General features: G+C 43.6%; 15 protein-coding genes. 4 read left to right on the forward strand and 11 right to left on the reverse strand.

All coding sequences use genetic code 11. From position 1 onward, the window contains the following. Positions 1–266: 266 nt before the first annotated feature. From aat to EQG61_RS01260, 3 genes are all read right to left on the reverse strand, one after another. The gene (aat, locus tag EQG61_RS01250; RefSeq protein WP_129460056.1) at positions 267–929 is read right to left on the reverse strand and encodes a leucyl/phenylalanyl-tRNA--protein transferase; all 663 of its coding nucleotides are present in this window, start codon (positions 927–929) and stop codon (positions 267–269) included. A 232-nt stretch (positions 930–1161) separates the two neighbouring features. Continuing rightward, positions 1162–1557 (reverse strand): DUF3127 domain-containing protein, encoded by a 396-nt coding sequence (locus EQG61_RS01255; RefSeq protein ID WP_129460057.1) that lies wholly within the window; start codon positions 1555–1557, stop codon positions 1162–1164. 27 nt (positions 1558–1584) lie between these two features. Next, complete coding sequence (locus tag EQG61_RS01260) at positions 1585–2466, reverse strand: flavin reductase family protein (protein ID WP_129460058.1); 882 nt, start codon at positions 2464–2466, stop codon at positions 1585–1587. A 185-nt stretch (positions 2467–2651) separates the two neighbouring features. Between EQG61_RS01260 and EQG61_RS01265 the strand changes: the two genes are divergently transcribed. Together EQG61_RS01265 and EQG61_RS01270 are read left to right on the forward strand one after the other, a co-directional pair. Beyond that, positions 2652–3800, forward strand: coding sequence for a sensor histidine kinase (locus tag EQG61_RS01265; RefSeq protein ID WP_129460059.1), 1149 nt, complete (start codon positions 2652–2654; stop codon positions 3798–3800). A 548-nt stretch (positions 3801–4348) separates the two neighbouring features. Next, positions 4349–4834, forward strand: coding sequence for a hypothetical protein (locus EQG61_RS01270; protein ID WP_235829006.1), 486 nt, complete (start codon positions 4349–4351; stop codon positions 4832–4834). Between the two features lie 162 nt (positions 4835–4996). Here the strand turns inward: EQG61_RS01270 and EQG61_RS01275 are convergent, their stop codons facing one another. Both EQG61_RS01275 and greA read right to left on the reverse strand, forming a co-directional pair. After that, positions 4997–5386, reverse strand: a complete 390-nt coding sequence (locus EQG61_RS01275; protein WP_129460061.1) for an HIT family protein — start codon at positions 5384–5386, stop codon at positions 4997–4999. A 2-nt stretch (positions 5387–5388) separates the two neighbouring features. Continuing rightward, on the reverse strand, positions 5389–5865 hold the full coding sequence (greA, locus tag EQG61_RS01280) for a transcription elongation factor GreA (RefSeq protein ID WP_129460062.1): 477 nt from the start codon (positions 5863–5865) through the stop codon (positions 5389–5391). A 214-nt stretch (positions 5866–6079) separates the two neighbouring features. Between greA and EQG61_RS01285 the strand changes: the two genes are divergently transcribed. Further along, positions 6080–6502: a Rieske (2Fe-2S) protein gene (locus EQG61_RS01285; RefSeq protein WP_129460063.1), complete on the forward strand. Its 423-nt coding sequence runs from the start codon at positions 6080–6082 to the stop codon at positions 6500–6502. 29 nt (positions 6503–6531) lie between these two features. On the opposite strand, the gene EQG61_RS01290 is transcribed toward EQG61_RS01285, so the two are convergent. The 4 genes from EQG61_RS01290 to pnuC form a co-directional block, all read right to left on the reverse strand. Next, entirely contained in the window at positions 6532–8646 is a 2115-nt protein-coding gene (locus EQG61_RS01290) for a TonB-dependent receptor (RefSeq protein WP_129460064.1), read from the reverse strand. A 223-nt stretch (positions 8647–8869) separates the two neighbouring features. After that, on the reverse strand, positions 8870–9271 hold the full coding sequence (gene arfB, locus EQG61_RS01295; protein WP_129460065.1) for an alternative ribosome rescue aminoacyl-tRNA hydrolase ArfB: 402 nt from the start codon (positions 9269–9271) through the stop codon (positions 8870–8872). Between the two features lies 1 nt (position 9272). Next, positions 9273–11390, reverse strand: a complete 2118-nt coding sequence (locus tag EQG61_RS01300) for a DUF4301 family protein (RefSeq protein ID WP_129460066.1) — start codon at positions 11388–11390, stop codon at positions 9273–9275. Continuing rightward, positions 11357–11971, reverse strand: coding sequence for a nicotinamide riboside transporter PnuC (gene pnuC / locus EQG61_RS01305; RefSeq protein WP_129460067.1), 615 nt, complete (start codon positions 11969–11971; stop codon positions 11357–11359). Before pnuC ends, EQG61_RS01300 begins: the two co-directional genes overlap by 34 nt. 147 nt (positions 11972–12118) lie before the next feature. Between pnuC and EQG61_RS01310 the strand changes: the two genes are divergently transcribed. Further along, entirely contained in the window at positions 12119–12418 is a 300-nt protein-coding gene (locus tag EQG61_RS01310; RefSeq protein ID WP_129460068.1) for a thioredoxin family protein, read from the forward strand. On the opposite strand, the gene EQG61_RS01315 is transcribed toward EQG61_RS01310, so the two are convergent. Both EQG61_RS01315 and EQG61_RS01320 read right to left on the reverse strand, forming a co-directional pair. Further along, on the reverse strand, positions 12402–13121 hold the full coding sequence (locus EQG61_RS01315) for a geranylgeranylglyceryl/heptaprenylglyceryl phosphate synthase (protein ID WP_129460069.1): 720 nt from the start codon (positions 13119–13121) through the stop codon (positions 12402–12404). The genes EQG61_RS01310 and EQG61_RS01315 overlap by 17 nt on opposite strands. After that, positions 13121–13855: a 4'-phosphopantetheinyl transferase family protein gene (locus EQG61_RS01320; RefSeq protein ID WP_129460070.1), complete on the reverse strand. Its 735-nt coding sequence runs from the start codon at positions 13853–13855 to the stop codon at positions 13121–13123. Before EQG61_RS01320 ends, EQG61_RS01315 begins: the two co-directional genes overlap by 1 nt. Positions 13856–13981: the final 126 nt, after the last annotated feature.

The following is a 13981-nucleotide window of genomic DNA, read 5'->3' on the forward strand; positions in this document are numbered from 1 at the left end:
AAAGAGAAAAGAAAACGCGTGAAATTTTCAAGGCACGCACTACACTCCTATACCCAATACACTTTTAAACTCCCATTTGAAAATGTGATGATTTGAAAATTTGAAAATAGGCGTTCTTTCGCACTTACTGCTACACTCCTAAACCCTTCCACTTTTACACTGAAATTCCTCGCGAAGTTTCGGGACCAAATTCCAGCTGAAGTTACGAGACTAACGTCTAATGACTAAAGACTAACGACTAGTCACTAGTCACTAGTCACCAATCACTAATCCCTATCCAGTTGCGTTAAATCGACCTTATGCAAAATCTGCATAAACGCGTCTCGGGAGATTTCGAAGGCGCCGAGTTTTTCGAGGTGGTCGTTGTGGACTTGGCAGTCCAATAAGTGGTAGTTTTTTTCTTTGAGGTCTTGAATTAAGGTGATGAAGGCTACTTTACTGGCGTTGGGTACGGTGGAGAACATGCTCTCGCCACAAAATACGTGACCGAGGTCCACGCCATAGAGTCCGCCCACGAGTTGGCCCTCTTGCCATACTTCATAGGAAACCACGAGTCCGAGTTCGTACAACTTCGTGTAGGCTTTGATGATGTCTTGTGAAATCCAAGTGCCCGTTTGTCCGCGGCGTGGTGTTTTCTGGCAGTGGCGAATCACTTGGTCAAAAGCCGTATTGCGGGTTACGGTAAATTGTTTGCGGTTGAGGATGTTCCGCATGCTTTTGGATACTTTATAGGTTTGGGGATGCACGACCATTCGTTTGGGCGGTGCCCACCACAAAATGGGTTCTTCGGGATCGTACCAAGGGAAAATCCCTTGCGAATAGGCCAATACCAAGCGCTTCACCGACAAATCCCCGCCCACAGCCAAGAGTCCGTCGACCGTTGCCTCGGATACTGGGGGAAAATAGAGGAATTTGTTGAGGAAATACATGGGATTAACGAATTTAGATTTTAGAGTTTAGATTTTAGATTTTGGTGTTTAATCGCGTCAATACTAATCACTAGTCACTAATCACTAGTCACTAATCACTACCCAAAACAAATTCCAAACCCTACAGCCTAAACAATAGAATTTGGAATTGGTTTGATTTAGCCTTGATTTCAACCGGTTCCAACTTGAAACCTGAAACCTACCTACGGCAGGCAGGCCTGAAACAAAAAAACTAGAACGGTAAATCGTCGTGCTCTTCTTCGTTGAAGTTGGTTGCGGGTTCGAACGCTGGAGCTGCAGGCATCGGTGGCATTTGTTGTGCCATCGGTTGACCACCTTGTGCAGGCGCTTCGGCAGCTACACGCTCAATGCGCCATCCTTGAATCGAATTGAAATACTTGGTTTCTCCTTGTGGGCTTACCCACTCTCTTCCGCGTAAATTAATGGAAACTTTCACGGGTTCCCCAACTTGATAACTGTCCAACAAATCACATTTGTCTTGGGTGAATTCCACCATAATGTGTTGTGGATACTGCTCTTCGGTAGTTACTACCAATTCTCTTTTTCTGAAAGTGGGGCTCACCTGCTGTACGGCATTAATCACTTTTACTCTTCCTGAAACTTCCATAATCGTATTGAATTAAATAAAAAAATATTAACCTACTCGTTCGGCCAGCAAGGTTTTCCAAGCGGAAAGCACCTCTCCGGCGTCTAAGAATGCTTTGGCTTTTTCGTGTACTTTTTGTTCGTCGGCCGAACTCAACGCGGCTTTCACCTGCACATTCGCATTCACAAATATAGCAATTTCTGCTGCCGTTGGCAAGGCTTCTACATTTCCTAATTTCCCCAAATCATTGCCGTTAAAAACAGCGCTTTCGCGAATAAAAGTAGGGATAGCATCCACACCAATTCCCAAGGTCGCTAGCGGTTTTTCGACTTCGAAGAGTCCGGCCTTGGCTCTAGAATACCAGTTGCCTCCCAAGCGCGACACCAAGTCGATTTTCTCGGGATCGATGGTTCCTTTTTCGTCCAAAACGGCTTCGTTGATGTGGATTTTAACCACTTCACAAATGATGAGATTGCCCGCTCCTCCTTCGGTACCGAGTGCGATGATGTCGTTGACTTTGCACTCAAATTGCACCGGACTCTCTTGTACACGATAGGGCTTTACCAGATGCGAAGGCACAGGGGTGAGTCCGGACTTGGCAAACTCGTTTACGCCTTCGGCATATTCGGTACTGGACAAGGACATTTGTTGTACGATGTCATAGTTGACGACATTGATGACCACTTCACGGGTGTCTTGGCAGTTGATGAGGGTATGTTTGATGGAATTATCGCGCACCCGTCGGGCGGGAGAAAACACCAAAATGGGTGGATTGGCACTAAAAATATTAAAGAAACTAAACGGCGATAAATTGGGCTTCCCGTTTTTGTCTACCGTACTGGCAAACGCGATGGGACGGGGCGCAATGGCCGATTGTAAGTACCCTTGCAATTGCATGGGGGAAAGCGACTTTGGGTCGATCGTTAACATGATTCGTGGTTTTGGACAAAGATAGCCAATTTTAGTACAAACGCGAACGTTGCAGGGGTTTGCAGCCCGGACCTGCCTTTGCCGGCAGGCAGGCCTGCCTGCCGGCAAAGGCAGGTACAAAGGAAAGCCGGAATAGCTGCCCAAAAAAACAAAAAAATATGTATTTTTAGGCAAATTATTTCTGCATGCAATTTACCGACCGCCGTGCTGTTACCCGTTGGATTATCATTGCCACTTCGTTTTTGATTGTGGTGTTGATTCTATGGAACACTTATTCGTTTTTCCAGATTTTTAAGGAGGAAGAACGAGTGAAGATGAATCAGTGGGCGTTGGCGCAGAAGAAAATGGCGGCTGCCGACTTGGATGCGGACATCGAGTTGCCGTTTGAAATTATCCAGAATGCGCACATCCCGATTATGGTGACGCAGCAAGGAAAAATTGTGAATCACATTAACATTGACCCGTCGATTGAGAAGGATTCGCTGCAAATGCGGGCGTTGTTGGAGAATTTAAAATCGCAGAACGACCCGATAAAGATGGAGTACCTCCCGGGGAAGATTCAATATTTGTACTACGGCGACTCGGACTTGCTGAACAAACTCAAGTATTATCCTGTGGCGTTGTTGCTGATTATCTTTTTGTTTGCGACGGTGGTGTACAACTTCTACCGCAGTACGAAGATGGCTACCCAAAACAAATTGTGGGCGGGAATGGCGAAGGAAACGGCGCACCAAATTGGAACACCCTTGTCCTCGCTGATTGGTTGGCTGGAATTTTTGAAAGCCGACAGTTCGGTGGACGAATCGACTTTGGAAGAAATAGAAAAAGACATTGTGCGGTTACAAACGATTACGGACCGTTTTTCGAAAATTGGTTCGGAGCCCGTTTTGGAATCCCGAGATATCATTGAAGAAACGCGCGCTTCGTTTGACTATTTAAAATCCCGTTTTTCCAATCAGGTGGAGTTTACCTTCACGGCACCGAGTGAAACGGTTTGGGTAAAAATGAATCCGGCGCTCCACAGTTGGACCATCGAAAACCTCATGAAAAACGCTATCGACGCAATGCGTGGGAAAGGCAAACTGGACTTGACACTTGAAAACGATGGAACTAACCTCAAAATCAACGTGACGGATAACGGCAAGGGGATTCCGAAGAACCAGTTTAAGAAAGTTTTCGAACCCGGTTTTACCACCAAGAAACGCGGTTGGGGCTTGGGATTATCGCTCACAAAGCGCATCGTGGAGGAATACCACAAAGGCCGCATTCGGGTGTTGCACTCGGAGGTGGGCAAAGGCACGACGATACAGATTGTGTATGGGGTGGCTTCCTAGCCCCTGAATATTGTTTCAAGTTTCAGGTTTAAAGTTTAAAGTTGGGTGCCGTTATCAAAGGAACACAAGGTTAGACGAAGTTGGCACAAAGTAATTTAGTGTATAAGTGGAAGGGGTTTAGGAGTGTAGCACATGCCGTGATAATAACACGCACCCTCTTTTCTCTTGTTTCTTTCTTCTTTTATCTTTTTGCCACGAAGTCACAAAGGACTAAGGTTTTAGGTTATAAAAAACAAAAACCCCGATGGATGCGAAGCAGCGCCAAACGGGGAATAACATTTCAAAGATAATTTATATATTTGAAAATCAATAGTTACTCGTCATTTTTTAACATTTTAAGCCAAATAGCAATGCAATATGATCAATTTGAAAATTTAATTTCTGCGCCTCGTTTATCTCGTTATTGGTTATCCTGCAAGTCTTCAACTGCTCTAACTCAACAACTGTATAGTACAAATATTCGATTATCTCAAGGTTTTATAGGGGTGCTTAGTATTTTTGAAGTGGTACTAAGAAATAAAATTGACCAATGTTACAAATCAACTTGTATGAATCAAAATGTAGTTGACGAATGGTTAGTGAGTTCTATTCAAAAAGGTGGTTTCTTGACCCAAAAAGGATGTGAAAGGTCATTTATAAAAATTCAAGCCGCTTATGAAAAATTGGGTAAAAACTATACCCATGACAAATTAGTTGCTGAATTAAGTTTTGGTGTTTGGGTATTTCTTTTTGCAGGTAAACAATATCAAGCAGGAGGTAATGTATTATTGAGCATTTTTCCAAAGCGACCCTATAAGGTGAATCAAAAGGTCATCTATCAAAAATTAAATCAAATTAATTCTTTAAGAAATCGAGTTGCCCATCATGAGCCGATTTGTTTTGGACCAACAACAACCATCAGTTCAAATTATGCCCGCATTCATTTTCAGCATGTTGTTGATTTATTAACTTGGATGGATGTGGATGCTACTGCTTTATTTGAAGACATTTATTCGTGTACAAGTGAAATGGATGCTCTCGAAAGAATTGCATAGCTATATACATTAATATTTATTGATGAAGTGTATAAGTGGAAGGGGTTTAGGAGTGTAGCAGTAGCTGCAATTGAACGCTCATCTTCAAATCTTCAAATCTTCAAATTGACTCATTGACACATTGCCGCATTAAAAAAACCACCGTTTCCGATGGTTTCTTTTTTATACTTTTTCTGCGATAGTTTGAGCAAGTGCTGTAAATTCTTCGGGGGTGAGACTCGTTTTGCGTTGGAAGCGCATGTCATCCATGTCTTGGAGCGGAATCAAGTGCACGTGCACGTGCGGTACTTCGAGTCCGACCACCGCCACGCCGATGCGTTTGCATTCCACGGTTTGTTCCAAGGCCTTGGCCACTTTACGCGAGAATTGCATTAATCCCAAGTAGTGCTCTTCATCCATATCAAACAACTTGTTGATTTCCTGTTTGGGAATACACAAGGTATGTCCTTTGGCATTGGGATTTACATCCAAAAACGCCAAGTAGCGGTCGTCTTCAGCTACTTTATAACTAGGAATTTCGCCATTTACGATTTTGGTGAAGATACTACTCATGATTAGTCGCGTGAGATTTCTAAGATTTCAAATTTCAAAGTCCCGTTGGGCACAGTAATTTCAGCGACTTCGCCTACTGATTTTCCTAATAATCCTTTTCCGATCGGAGAAGTTACCGAGATTTTTCCAGTTTTTAGGTCGGCTTCACTTTCCGCAACCAAGGTATATTTCATTTCCATGCCGTTGGCTTGGTTTTTAATTTTCACATTGGAAAGCACCAATACTTTGGACACGTCCAATTGGGATTCATCAATCAAACGGGCATTGGCATACAATTCTTCCATTTTGGCGATGCGCATTTCCAACAAACCTTGGGCTTCTTTGGCAGCATCGTATTCAGCATTTTCGGATAAATCGCCTTTATCGCGCGCTTCGGCAATGGCTTGCGACGCTTTGGGACGTTCAACTGATTTTAATTGCTCTAATTCGTCTTTCAACTTTTTTAAACCTTCCGCGGTATAATAAGATACCTTACTCATAATTCCTTTCGTTTTTTAGTCATCTTTGGGGTTAATTACAACAAAAAAGCGTGTCTTCGCGTTGTATATAAAATAGAAAAAATCCCATCGTGACGGGATTTCTACCTCCAAAGATATATTTTTTTGGTTAATTAATTCCTACTTTTGTTGTGTTGAGGAGCACAAATGTAATCAAATTCGTTGAGCAAAAATTCAACTTTTTAAAAAAATTAGCATGAAAAAAGCAGTAATTCTTTCACTTTTAACGGTTCTAACCTGGGGTTGCAGTAAAGATGGTTTTAGCAATCAAAACCCGTACTTGCCCAATTACGGCTTTTCCATGGAAGTGAATACGAATCTTCCCTCCTACAATTCCTTATTGTTTACCGGAAACAGTGTACGCGTGTATCCCGTAAACGGCCCAACTAATGGCGTGATAGTGTTCAATACGGGTTCGACCTACAACGCCTTTGACGGTTCGTGCCCGAACCAAAATATTACCAGTTGTTCGAAACTTACCTTATCCAGTTCCAATGCCCATTGCGAATGTGAAGGTGAAAACTACAACCTATTCAACGGACAAACCACCGGCAAACCCTACGGCTTAAAGCAATACCGTGTGCAAGTCAACGGAAATATCATTACTGTATATAACTAAAAAAAGCCGGAGTGAATCCGGCTTTTTCATTAGAATTTTAAGGTGAGTCCGGCCAAGAAATTACGCCCCGCTTGCGGGTAATAATACGGATAGATATCATACATGTAGCCGTTGGAGATGTATTGTTTGTTCAACACATTGTTTACCAAACCATTTACCGTGATGGATTGGAACACTTTTTTGGGTGTCCACGTCACGGATACATTGAAATCATTCACCACATAATCGGGTAAGCGCGCTTCTGGGGTTTCCAAATTGTTTAGGTATTGTTCGCCCACAAACTTCGTCAACCAAGTAAGCGTTACCGCTTTTACGGGTTGGAACACGATTAAATTCCCAGCGATTAAATTCGGAGAATAGGCAATAGCTGTATTTCCTTTGGCGACACCGTTGTTCGTCAAATCCACATTTTTATTGGCGCTTACTGTCACATTCGGTTTCCAATACCATTTACTGGAAAGTGCCACCGTTGCGTCTACTTCTAGTCCAAGGCGGTAACTTTTCTCGCTATTGGAACGAATGGGATTCCCCACATCATCCAAGGCGCCCGTTAAAATCAACTGGTCTTTGTACAACATATAATATACGTTGGCGTTCCATTGTACTTTCGAACTTTCATGGCGCCATCCCAATTCGAAATCGTTTAATTTTTCAGGACGAACCGTTCCGCCTTCGTAATCGGTACGGTTGGGTTCGCGGTTGGCACGGGCATACGAAAAATAGAAACTATTCTTTGCATCCATGTTGAAGTTTACCCCAGCTTTGGGATTGAAAAAGTTAAATGTATCGTCGATGAGATTGGCTTGTACGCCGTTCGCTTTATAATTCACGCGACGGTATTGGACATCACCATAGATACTCCATTTGGAATTGAAGTCGTAAGTGGCTTTCGCAAAAACATTCCCGTCGGTTTTGATGCCGTAGTCATTGTAGTACTCATCCCCTAACTCTGAAGTAGAAGCGTATCGCGCCCAAATGACTTTGCCAAAATGCAAGCCTTCGTATTTGTTCCAACCTCCGCCCAAAATGACGTTCCAGTTGGTTTTTTTATAATTGGCCGAAAAGGTCGTTCCGTAAAAATCATTGTCCAACCATTTTTGACGAATCAAGTCGGTGGTGGTTTGACCTGCAACAGGCGTTAAACCGTAATCCGCGAAATCGGCATCTTCTTTGTAATTTTCGTAATAGCCTTTCCCTTTGGTGTAATGCACGGCAAGATTGGTACTCCATGCATTCGACCATTTTTCATTCCAATGTAATTGTGTATGATCTTGCTGGTAATTATCCGTTTCGTTGTCGTAATAGCGGATATTTCCAAATTCGTCGGTGTACATTCCGGCCGAATTGAACGTGCGATCACCGGCTAGTGTAAAGGCGTCAATTCCATTCCATGACTGGTACGTTTTTTCGTTTCCACCAAACACAAGTGCCTTGATTAAGGTTGACTTTCCAACATAAGTTCCTTGCAAAAAATACGATTTTAAATCGGCACTCGCTCGGTCAATATAGCCATCCGAATTCAATTTCGAGAGACGACCCGCGATTTCAAAGTGATCGTTCATCAAACCCGTACTGAACTTAACTGTATGCTTGTGCGAATTGAAACTCCCGAAAGAATTGGAGATTTCCCCCGATCCTTTGGGTGAAAAAGAATCTGTCAACATGTTCAAGCTGGCGCCAAACGCTCCGGCACCGTTGGTCGACGTTCCCACTCCGCGTTGCAACTGCAAACTTTGTACAGACGAGGCAAAATCGGGCATGTTCACCCAAAACGTTCCGTGACTTTCTGAGTCGTTGTAAGGAATACCGTTGATGGTAATGTTGACGCGGGTCGCATCGGTACCGCGCACGCGAATGCCCGTGTAGCCAAAACCGTTTCCGGCATCGGAAGTCGTCACTACCGACGGCATGTAGTTCATTAAAATTGGGATGTCTTGCCCAAGATTGCGAGTAGCAATGTCTTTTTGGGTCAAATTACTAAAGGATACCGGCGTTTTTTTGTTCACGCGAACGGCTTGGACCAAGACTTCGTCCAATTGGGTGGTTTGGGTCGAATCTTTGGGTTTTTGTTGCGCCCAAAGCGACACCGGAAGGCAGATTGCGAGTGCAATACCTTGGATGGATTTTTTGAATACGTTTTCCATTCGTAAAAAAGATTACGAATAATTGGGGTACATTATTCTAGGTTAAAAAAATGATTGTACTGGCCCGACAAAGGGGAAGGCGCGCTTCTTCGCCTTTGTCTTTTTCCTTGGCAGCATTACCTGCCCAGGTTCAATGGGTATGATCTCAGCTCGTTATTTTGAGCACCCCGATGAGACGGTGCAAAGGTAACTTAAAATAAAGGGGAATTGCAAAACCTTTTTTCTAAAAATTCGGTTTGCGTCGGTTTTGTTTGATCTCTGATTTTGATTTTTTGTTGGCCAAACGTTCCATTTTCACACTAAAAGGAATGGCCGTCACTTTGCGTGGCTTGGCTATTTCGAGGGCTTGAGCCACCAATCGGAACAATTTCTTTTCGACGTTGGTGCGGTTTTTCAACTGACTTCGATCGGCTTCTGAGGAAATTTGGAGTACACCCTCGTTAGAAATGCGGGAAGCTAATTTATCCAGAATGCGTTCCCGTTCCTCTGCAGTAATCGCTTGGGAGGCATTGACATCCCAAGACAAGACGGCCTTGGAGGCCACTTTGTTGACGTTTTGCCCACCGGCACCGCTGCTTCGCACGGCTTTGAATTGGAGTTCACTCCGTAAAATATCCGCGTTCATGTTAGGGTTGGTGCGCGGGTTTTAATAAGTCGTTGACTGTTTTCACAGGATTGAATGTCACCAATGGCACTTCGACAAATACGGTTAACCATTTGGCCATGGCGCCATTCCAAAGTCCGGGTAATTCAAAAGCTTTCAACGGACGACCGTCTTTGTTTTTCTCGACGATAAATCCGGTATTGGGATCGACAAATTGGGTCAGATCAAAATTACGCCCTTGGTAATCGCGGATGCCACACACCAAATCCACGGGATTGAAGTGAGTCGCTTGTTCCATAATATAGCGTTGTTCTTTCTCGATTTGTGATGATTCGATAATTTGCAAAAACACACGCCCTTTGTGATCGCGCACCCAAAATGGGCCACCACCGGGTTCGCCTTCATTTTTCACCATCCCGCATACGCGAATGGGTCGGTTGAGTGCTTCAAACAAATACTCGATTTTACTTTCACGGGTATATTTTGGAAAATCTTCGGTGATTTCCATGTGGAGTTTGTTATTGACAAAATAGGCGATTTCACTGAGCAATTCATTGGTTAATTCCCCGCTTGCTAAAACTTTCAAATACCGAAAAACCGTTTCTTGCAATTGTAAAAGAATTCCGGCCAAGGCTTTTTTATACAAGGCCACTTCACGGGTATGATTCTGGGTCACGTTATCGATGTTTTTCACAAACACGATATCGGCATTCAGACGGTTTAGGTTTTGAATCAAGGCTCCATGTCCACCGGGTCGAAATACAATTTGGTCGTGTTTATCCCGAAACGGTTTTCCTTCCAAATCCACAGCAATGACATCGGTTGATTTGTCTTGGTACGAATATTTCACCTGAATGGACAAATTGTTGTCGGCTTCAACCTTGGGTTTGACTTGTGCTACAATTTGTTCAAACCTATCTTGATGCTCTTCCGAAACGGTAAAATGCAAATTGGATACCCCGCGTGAATGCGCATAGTGGGCACATTCATTCAAATGTTCTTCAATGGCTGTGGCTGTATGGGCTGGGTATTGATGAAAAGGTAAAACGCCTTTGGGTTGGTTAGCAAAGTTAAATCCTTGAGACGACAATACCGTTTTGACAAAGCAATAACTGCGCTCATCGGCTTCCATGGTATCGTAGGTAGGAAACAATTGACGGGCTTTCTCAACGGCTGCTTGGTAAAAGGGAAATTTGTCTTTGGCTACCAAAAACAAGGACAAGTCTTTGTTTTGGGAATGATTAATATAGGAATTCAGCGTATCCTGACCCGGCTTGAAATCATTTAAAAATTCACTCAAGAATTTAAACATGCGACTGGCTGCTCCCGAGGCGGGAACAAACTTTTTAAGGCAGAGTTTTTCCTTTTTTTCATCAAAAAGGGCGGCATAATAAAGCGCTTCTTCTTCGGTGAGCGACTGAATGCCATCGTCAATCGTTGCGGCACGTTCAAGGTGAATCTTGGGCAATCCGTTTTTAAGTATGGAAAATTGATAACGCAAGGTATCCCAATTCATTTGACGGTGGTAGATTTCGATAAAATCAAATGAAGTAAATCCTAATTGCAGGGCCTTTTCCAAATCCAATATGATCTTTTGAGCCTGTTCCAATCGGGAGGCTACGCTACCGCTTAATTTGATATATGGTTTTTTGTAATGAATTAGATTCTCTTCAAAAACACGAAGCGTTTCTTCCCGATTTTCAGGTCGATCCCGCAGATCATCGGGTTCCCATGGCACATCAACATCGGTGAGGAAAATCAAATCGTATTTGTGTTTTTTGGCTGCTTTTTCAATATCGTGGTGGACTGAACCGTAGTAGATATCACCAAAAACTTTGGTGACCAACACATTGGTGTCGCAAAACAGGAAGCGGTTGGCTTGTTGCAAACGCTGATTTTCCAATTGTGTTTGCCCCACAGCAATGGGAAGTAAATCTTCGGGTTGGCAGATTTCGCCCGACTCGTTCCATTTATCTTGGAGATAATCGCGGGCAAATTCGGGTGTCCAAACCGTGTCAAAGGCTTCGGCTAATTGCGCGGCAATAGTCGATTTGCCCGTTGATTCGGGACCGTAAAAAGCAATGCGTAAAACCGTTCTCCCGTCAATTACGGACGGGTGTTGTTTAAGATTTTCTTCCATTCGATATAGGCTAAAACGGCTAAGACCGTAAACACTAAATATTGCAGAGAGAGCATGCCGAGTCCGCGGTAAGCAAACAAAGGTACGGCAATGCAATCGCCAATGATCCAAAGGGTCCAGTTTTCAATCTTTTTCAACGCCATATACCACATGGCGGTGAAAAATAACCCTGAGGTAAAAATATCAATATAATTGGGAATTTCAAGGGTATAGTCAAAAAATTGGTACACCCCATACGTCACCAAAAGCGTCAAAACAAACATTCCCAACCCTACAATTTTCTCCTGAGTGGAGGTTCGCGTGATGGCGAGAGCACCCTCCTCTGCCCCTTTAGTCCAGCGGTACCAGCCATAAACACTCATGATGGAATAATAGATATTCATGGTCATGTCTCCAAAATACTGGGCTTGGTACAACAAATACACCGTGATAAGAGTAGAAATGAGTCCGGTAGGATACACCCAAATATTTTCTTTTTTGGCGAAATACACGCTTAGGATTCCGGTGACAAAGGCCAAAAACTCCAAAGCAATTTGGAGCGACGAGGCATTTTCATAGGATTTTAAAAAGAAATCAAACATGATTTTGGGTTGGAGCGTAAAAGTACGGATTCTCTACAGAAAACGAGGTTATGATTTTGTAAAATGGTGATAACGTAACATGAGTTACCAAATAGCGTTGATGAATGATTAGTTTTGAGTTCACAAACCCTAAGTAAAAAAACTTGTATGGAAATACAATCAGCGTATATTCAAGGAAACGAACCTGTTCTTATTGAGTTTATAGGTCAAGAATGTGAACCTTGCGCCATCTTGGAACCTACTTTGGAGCAGGTAAATCAAGTGTTGGGCAAACGAATGCGAATTACACTTCTTTATTTGTCAGACGCCCCTGAATTGGTCAAAAAGTATGAAGTCACATCAGTACCCACTTTATTATTATTTCAAGAAGGGGAACTGAAATGGCGCACACAAGCGTTGTTTTCAAAAGAAGAATTGATCGAAAAGATTCTTAAGGAACTGGATTAAAAAAATTGGGGTTTTCTTCAAAAGCGGTTCCAATCACCACCATGGTAGCGCCTGCTTGGTGGGCTGCCTGAATTTGCGCCATCGAACGAATACCACCGCCTACAATTAACGGTATTGCTAAGGTTTGGGCAACCGTGACAATCATTTCGAGCGGCACGGCGTGTTGCGCTCCACTCCCCGCTTCCAGATAAATTAGTTTTTTACCCAAGAGTTGGCCCGCGAGTGCAGTCATTGCTGCGTGATGGGAATTGTTACGCGCCAAAGGCTGCGTGCCACTTACACGTTGCACAGCGGTTTCGGTACCGCTTTCAATCAGGAGGTAGCCGGTGGGCAGAATTTCTAAGTTGGATTGATGCAACAGGGGCGCGGCTTTTACCTGTTGTTCAATTAAGTATTCAGGGTTGCGACCGGAGAGTAACGACAGGAATAAAATTCCGTCGGCGGCTTCGGTGATTTGGGCATAATCGCCGGGAAACAAGAGTACGGGCAAACCCGAAGCTTTTTTGAGTTGGACAACCAATTCTTCCAAATGCGGTCCTTGAAACGTACTGCCACCTACGAGTAGATGTGTCACGGGCGTTCCTTTTAACTGCGCGCACAACGCAACCGCTTGATCAGGTTGGGTTTTCTCGGGATCAATGAGTACCGCCAACAACGGTTGTTGGTTTTGGTAGGCCGTTAAAATGGTGTCGTATACCTTCATTAGGATTCAAAAGCGCACACAAAGATATAGTCTTCGCGCTGAATAAAATGCACGGGGAACAATTCGGTGCATTGGTTAAAGTCCAATCGAGCTGTCGTTTTCCCATCGGCGAAACTAAACGGGTGTTCGCTGATGTGGTTGGGATAACTAATGCCTTTTTCGTTTTTGATTTTGAACACTGCTTCTTTGATGCTCCAAATGATGGTCGCTTTCTGAAGTTGCTCCGAGAGTGTGAGTCCGGCCAAATGCGTTTCAATATCCATAAAGCGGGGCGCAATGTGCAACACTTTGGGTCGCATGGCTTCGGCATCGAGGCCGAGGTTTTCATTGCTAATCGCTACGGCTGCAAAATCATGCGAATGCGAAATAGAAATATGTTGCCCGTTGGAAAGTAGTGGCTTGCCATTGGGATCGTATTGTACATCCGCATCGGTAAAACCCAAATGCACGAGCAATTGCCGTACGGCGAGAAACCCTTTTTGGTGGGTGACTGCTTTGAGTTTATCCAACTTTTGGCGGGAGCGCTCTTGGAGTGTGAGTCCTTCGGCCAATTGTTCAAGTGACTCCTCGATTTTCCAGAGGTGTAATTGGGTTTGTGGACGGATGGATATGGTTTCGTAAAATGGCATTTGTGCAGATTCTCCTAGCCCCGATAGTAGTGGAAATCCTTTTTGGGGTGGTGGTAACGGCGTGAATTCGATGCCTTTGACGTCATCACCCCAAAAAGATTGCAACGGATAGCGGGAAATAGCTCCTTATTATTTTTCTGATACTTAGCGGGTTAAATCGGATTAACGATTCATAAAATTACATTAAAGTTTTTTATTTCGAAACTTAGTTTGTAATTTTGCACCCTCAAA

The organism is Flavobacterium stagni (assembly GCF_004122105.1).
GTDB lineage: Bacteria > Bacteroidota > Bacteroidia > Flavobacteriales > Flavobacteriaceae > Flavobacterium > Flavobacterium stagni.

Bases quoted from the DNA above. Each gene is read 5' to 3' on its own strand.
- aat (WP_129460056.1), bottom strand. From the start codon at position 929: ATGTATTTCCTCAACAAATTCCTCTATTTTCCCCCAGTATCCGAGGCA.
- EQG61_RS01255 (WP_129460057.1), bottom strand. From the start codon at position 1,557: ATGGAAGTTTCAGGAAGAGTAAAAGTGATTAATGCCGTACAGCAGGTG.
- EQG61_RS01260 (WP_129460058.1), bottom strand. From the start codon at position 2,466: ATGTTAACGATCGACCCAAAGTCGCTTTCCCCCATGCAATTGCAAGGG.
- EQG61_RS01265 (WP_129460059.1), top strand. From the start codon at position 2,652: ATGCAATTTACCGACCGCCGTGCTGTTACCCGTTGGATTATCATTGCC.
- EQG61_RS01270 (WP_235829006.1), top strand. From the start codon at position 4,349: ATGAATCAAAATGTAGTTGACGAATGGTTAGTGAGTTCTATTCAAAAA.
- EQG61_RS01275 (WP_129460061.1), bottom strand. From the start codon at position 5,386: ATGAGTAGTATCTTCACCAAAATCGTAAATGGCGAAATTCCTAGTTAT.
- greA (WP_129460062.1), bottom strand. From the start codon at position 5,865: ATGAGTAAGGTATCTTATTATACCGCGGAAGGTTTAAAAAAGTTGAAA.
- EQG61_RS01285 (WP_129460063.1), top strand. From the start codon at position 6,080: ATGAAAAAAGCAGTAATTCTTTCACTTTTAACGGTTCTAACCTGGGGT.
- EQG61_RS01290 (WP_129460064.1), bottom strand. From the start codon at position 8,646: ATGGAAAACGTATTCAAAAAATCCATCCAAGGTATTGCACTCGCAATC.
- arfB (WP_129460065.1), bottom strand. From the start codon at position 9,271: ATGAACGCGGATATTTTACGGAGTGAACTCCAATTCAAAGCCGTGCGA.
- EQG61_RS01300 (WP_129460066.1), bottom strand. From the start codon at position 11,390: ATGGAAGAAAATCTTAAACAACACCCGTCCGTAATTGACGGGAGAACG.
- pnuC (WP_129460067.1), bottom strand. From the start codon at position 11,971: ATGTTTGATTTCTTTTTAAAATCCTATGAAAATGCCTCGTCGCTCCAA.
- EQG61_RS01310 (WP_129460068.1), top strand. From the start codon at position 12,119: ATGGAAATACAATCAGCGTATATTCAAGGAAACGAACCTGTTCTTATT.
- EQG61_RS01315 (WP_129460069.1), bottom strand. From the start codon at position 13,121: ATGAAGGTATACGACACCATTTTAACGGCCTACCAAAACCAACAACCG.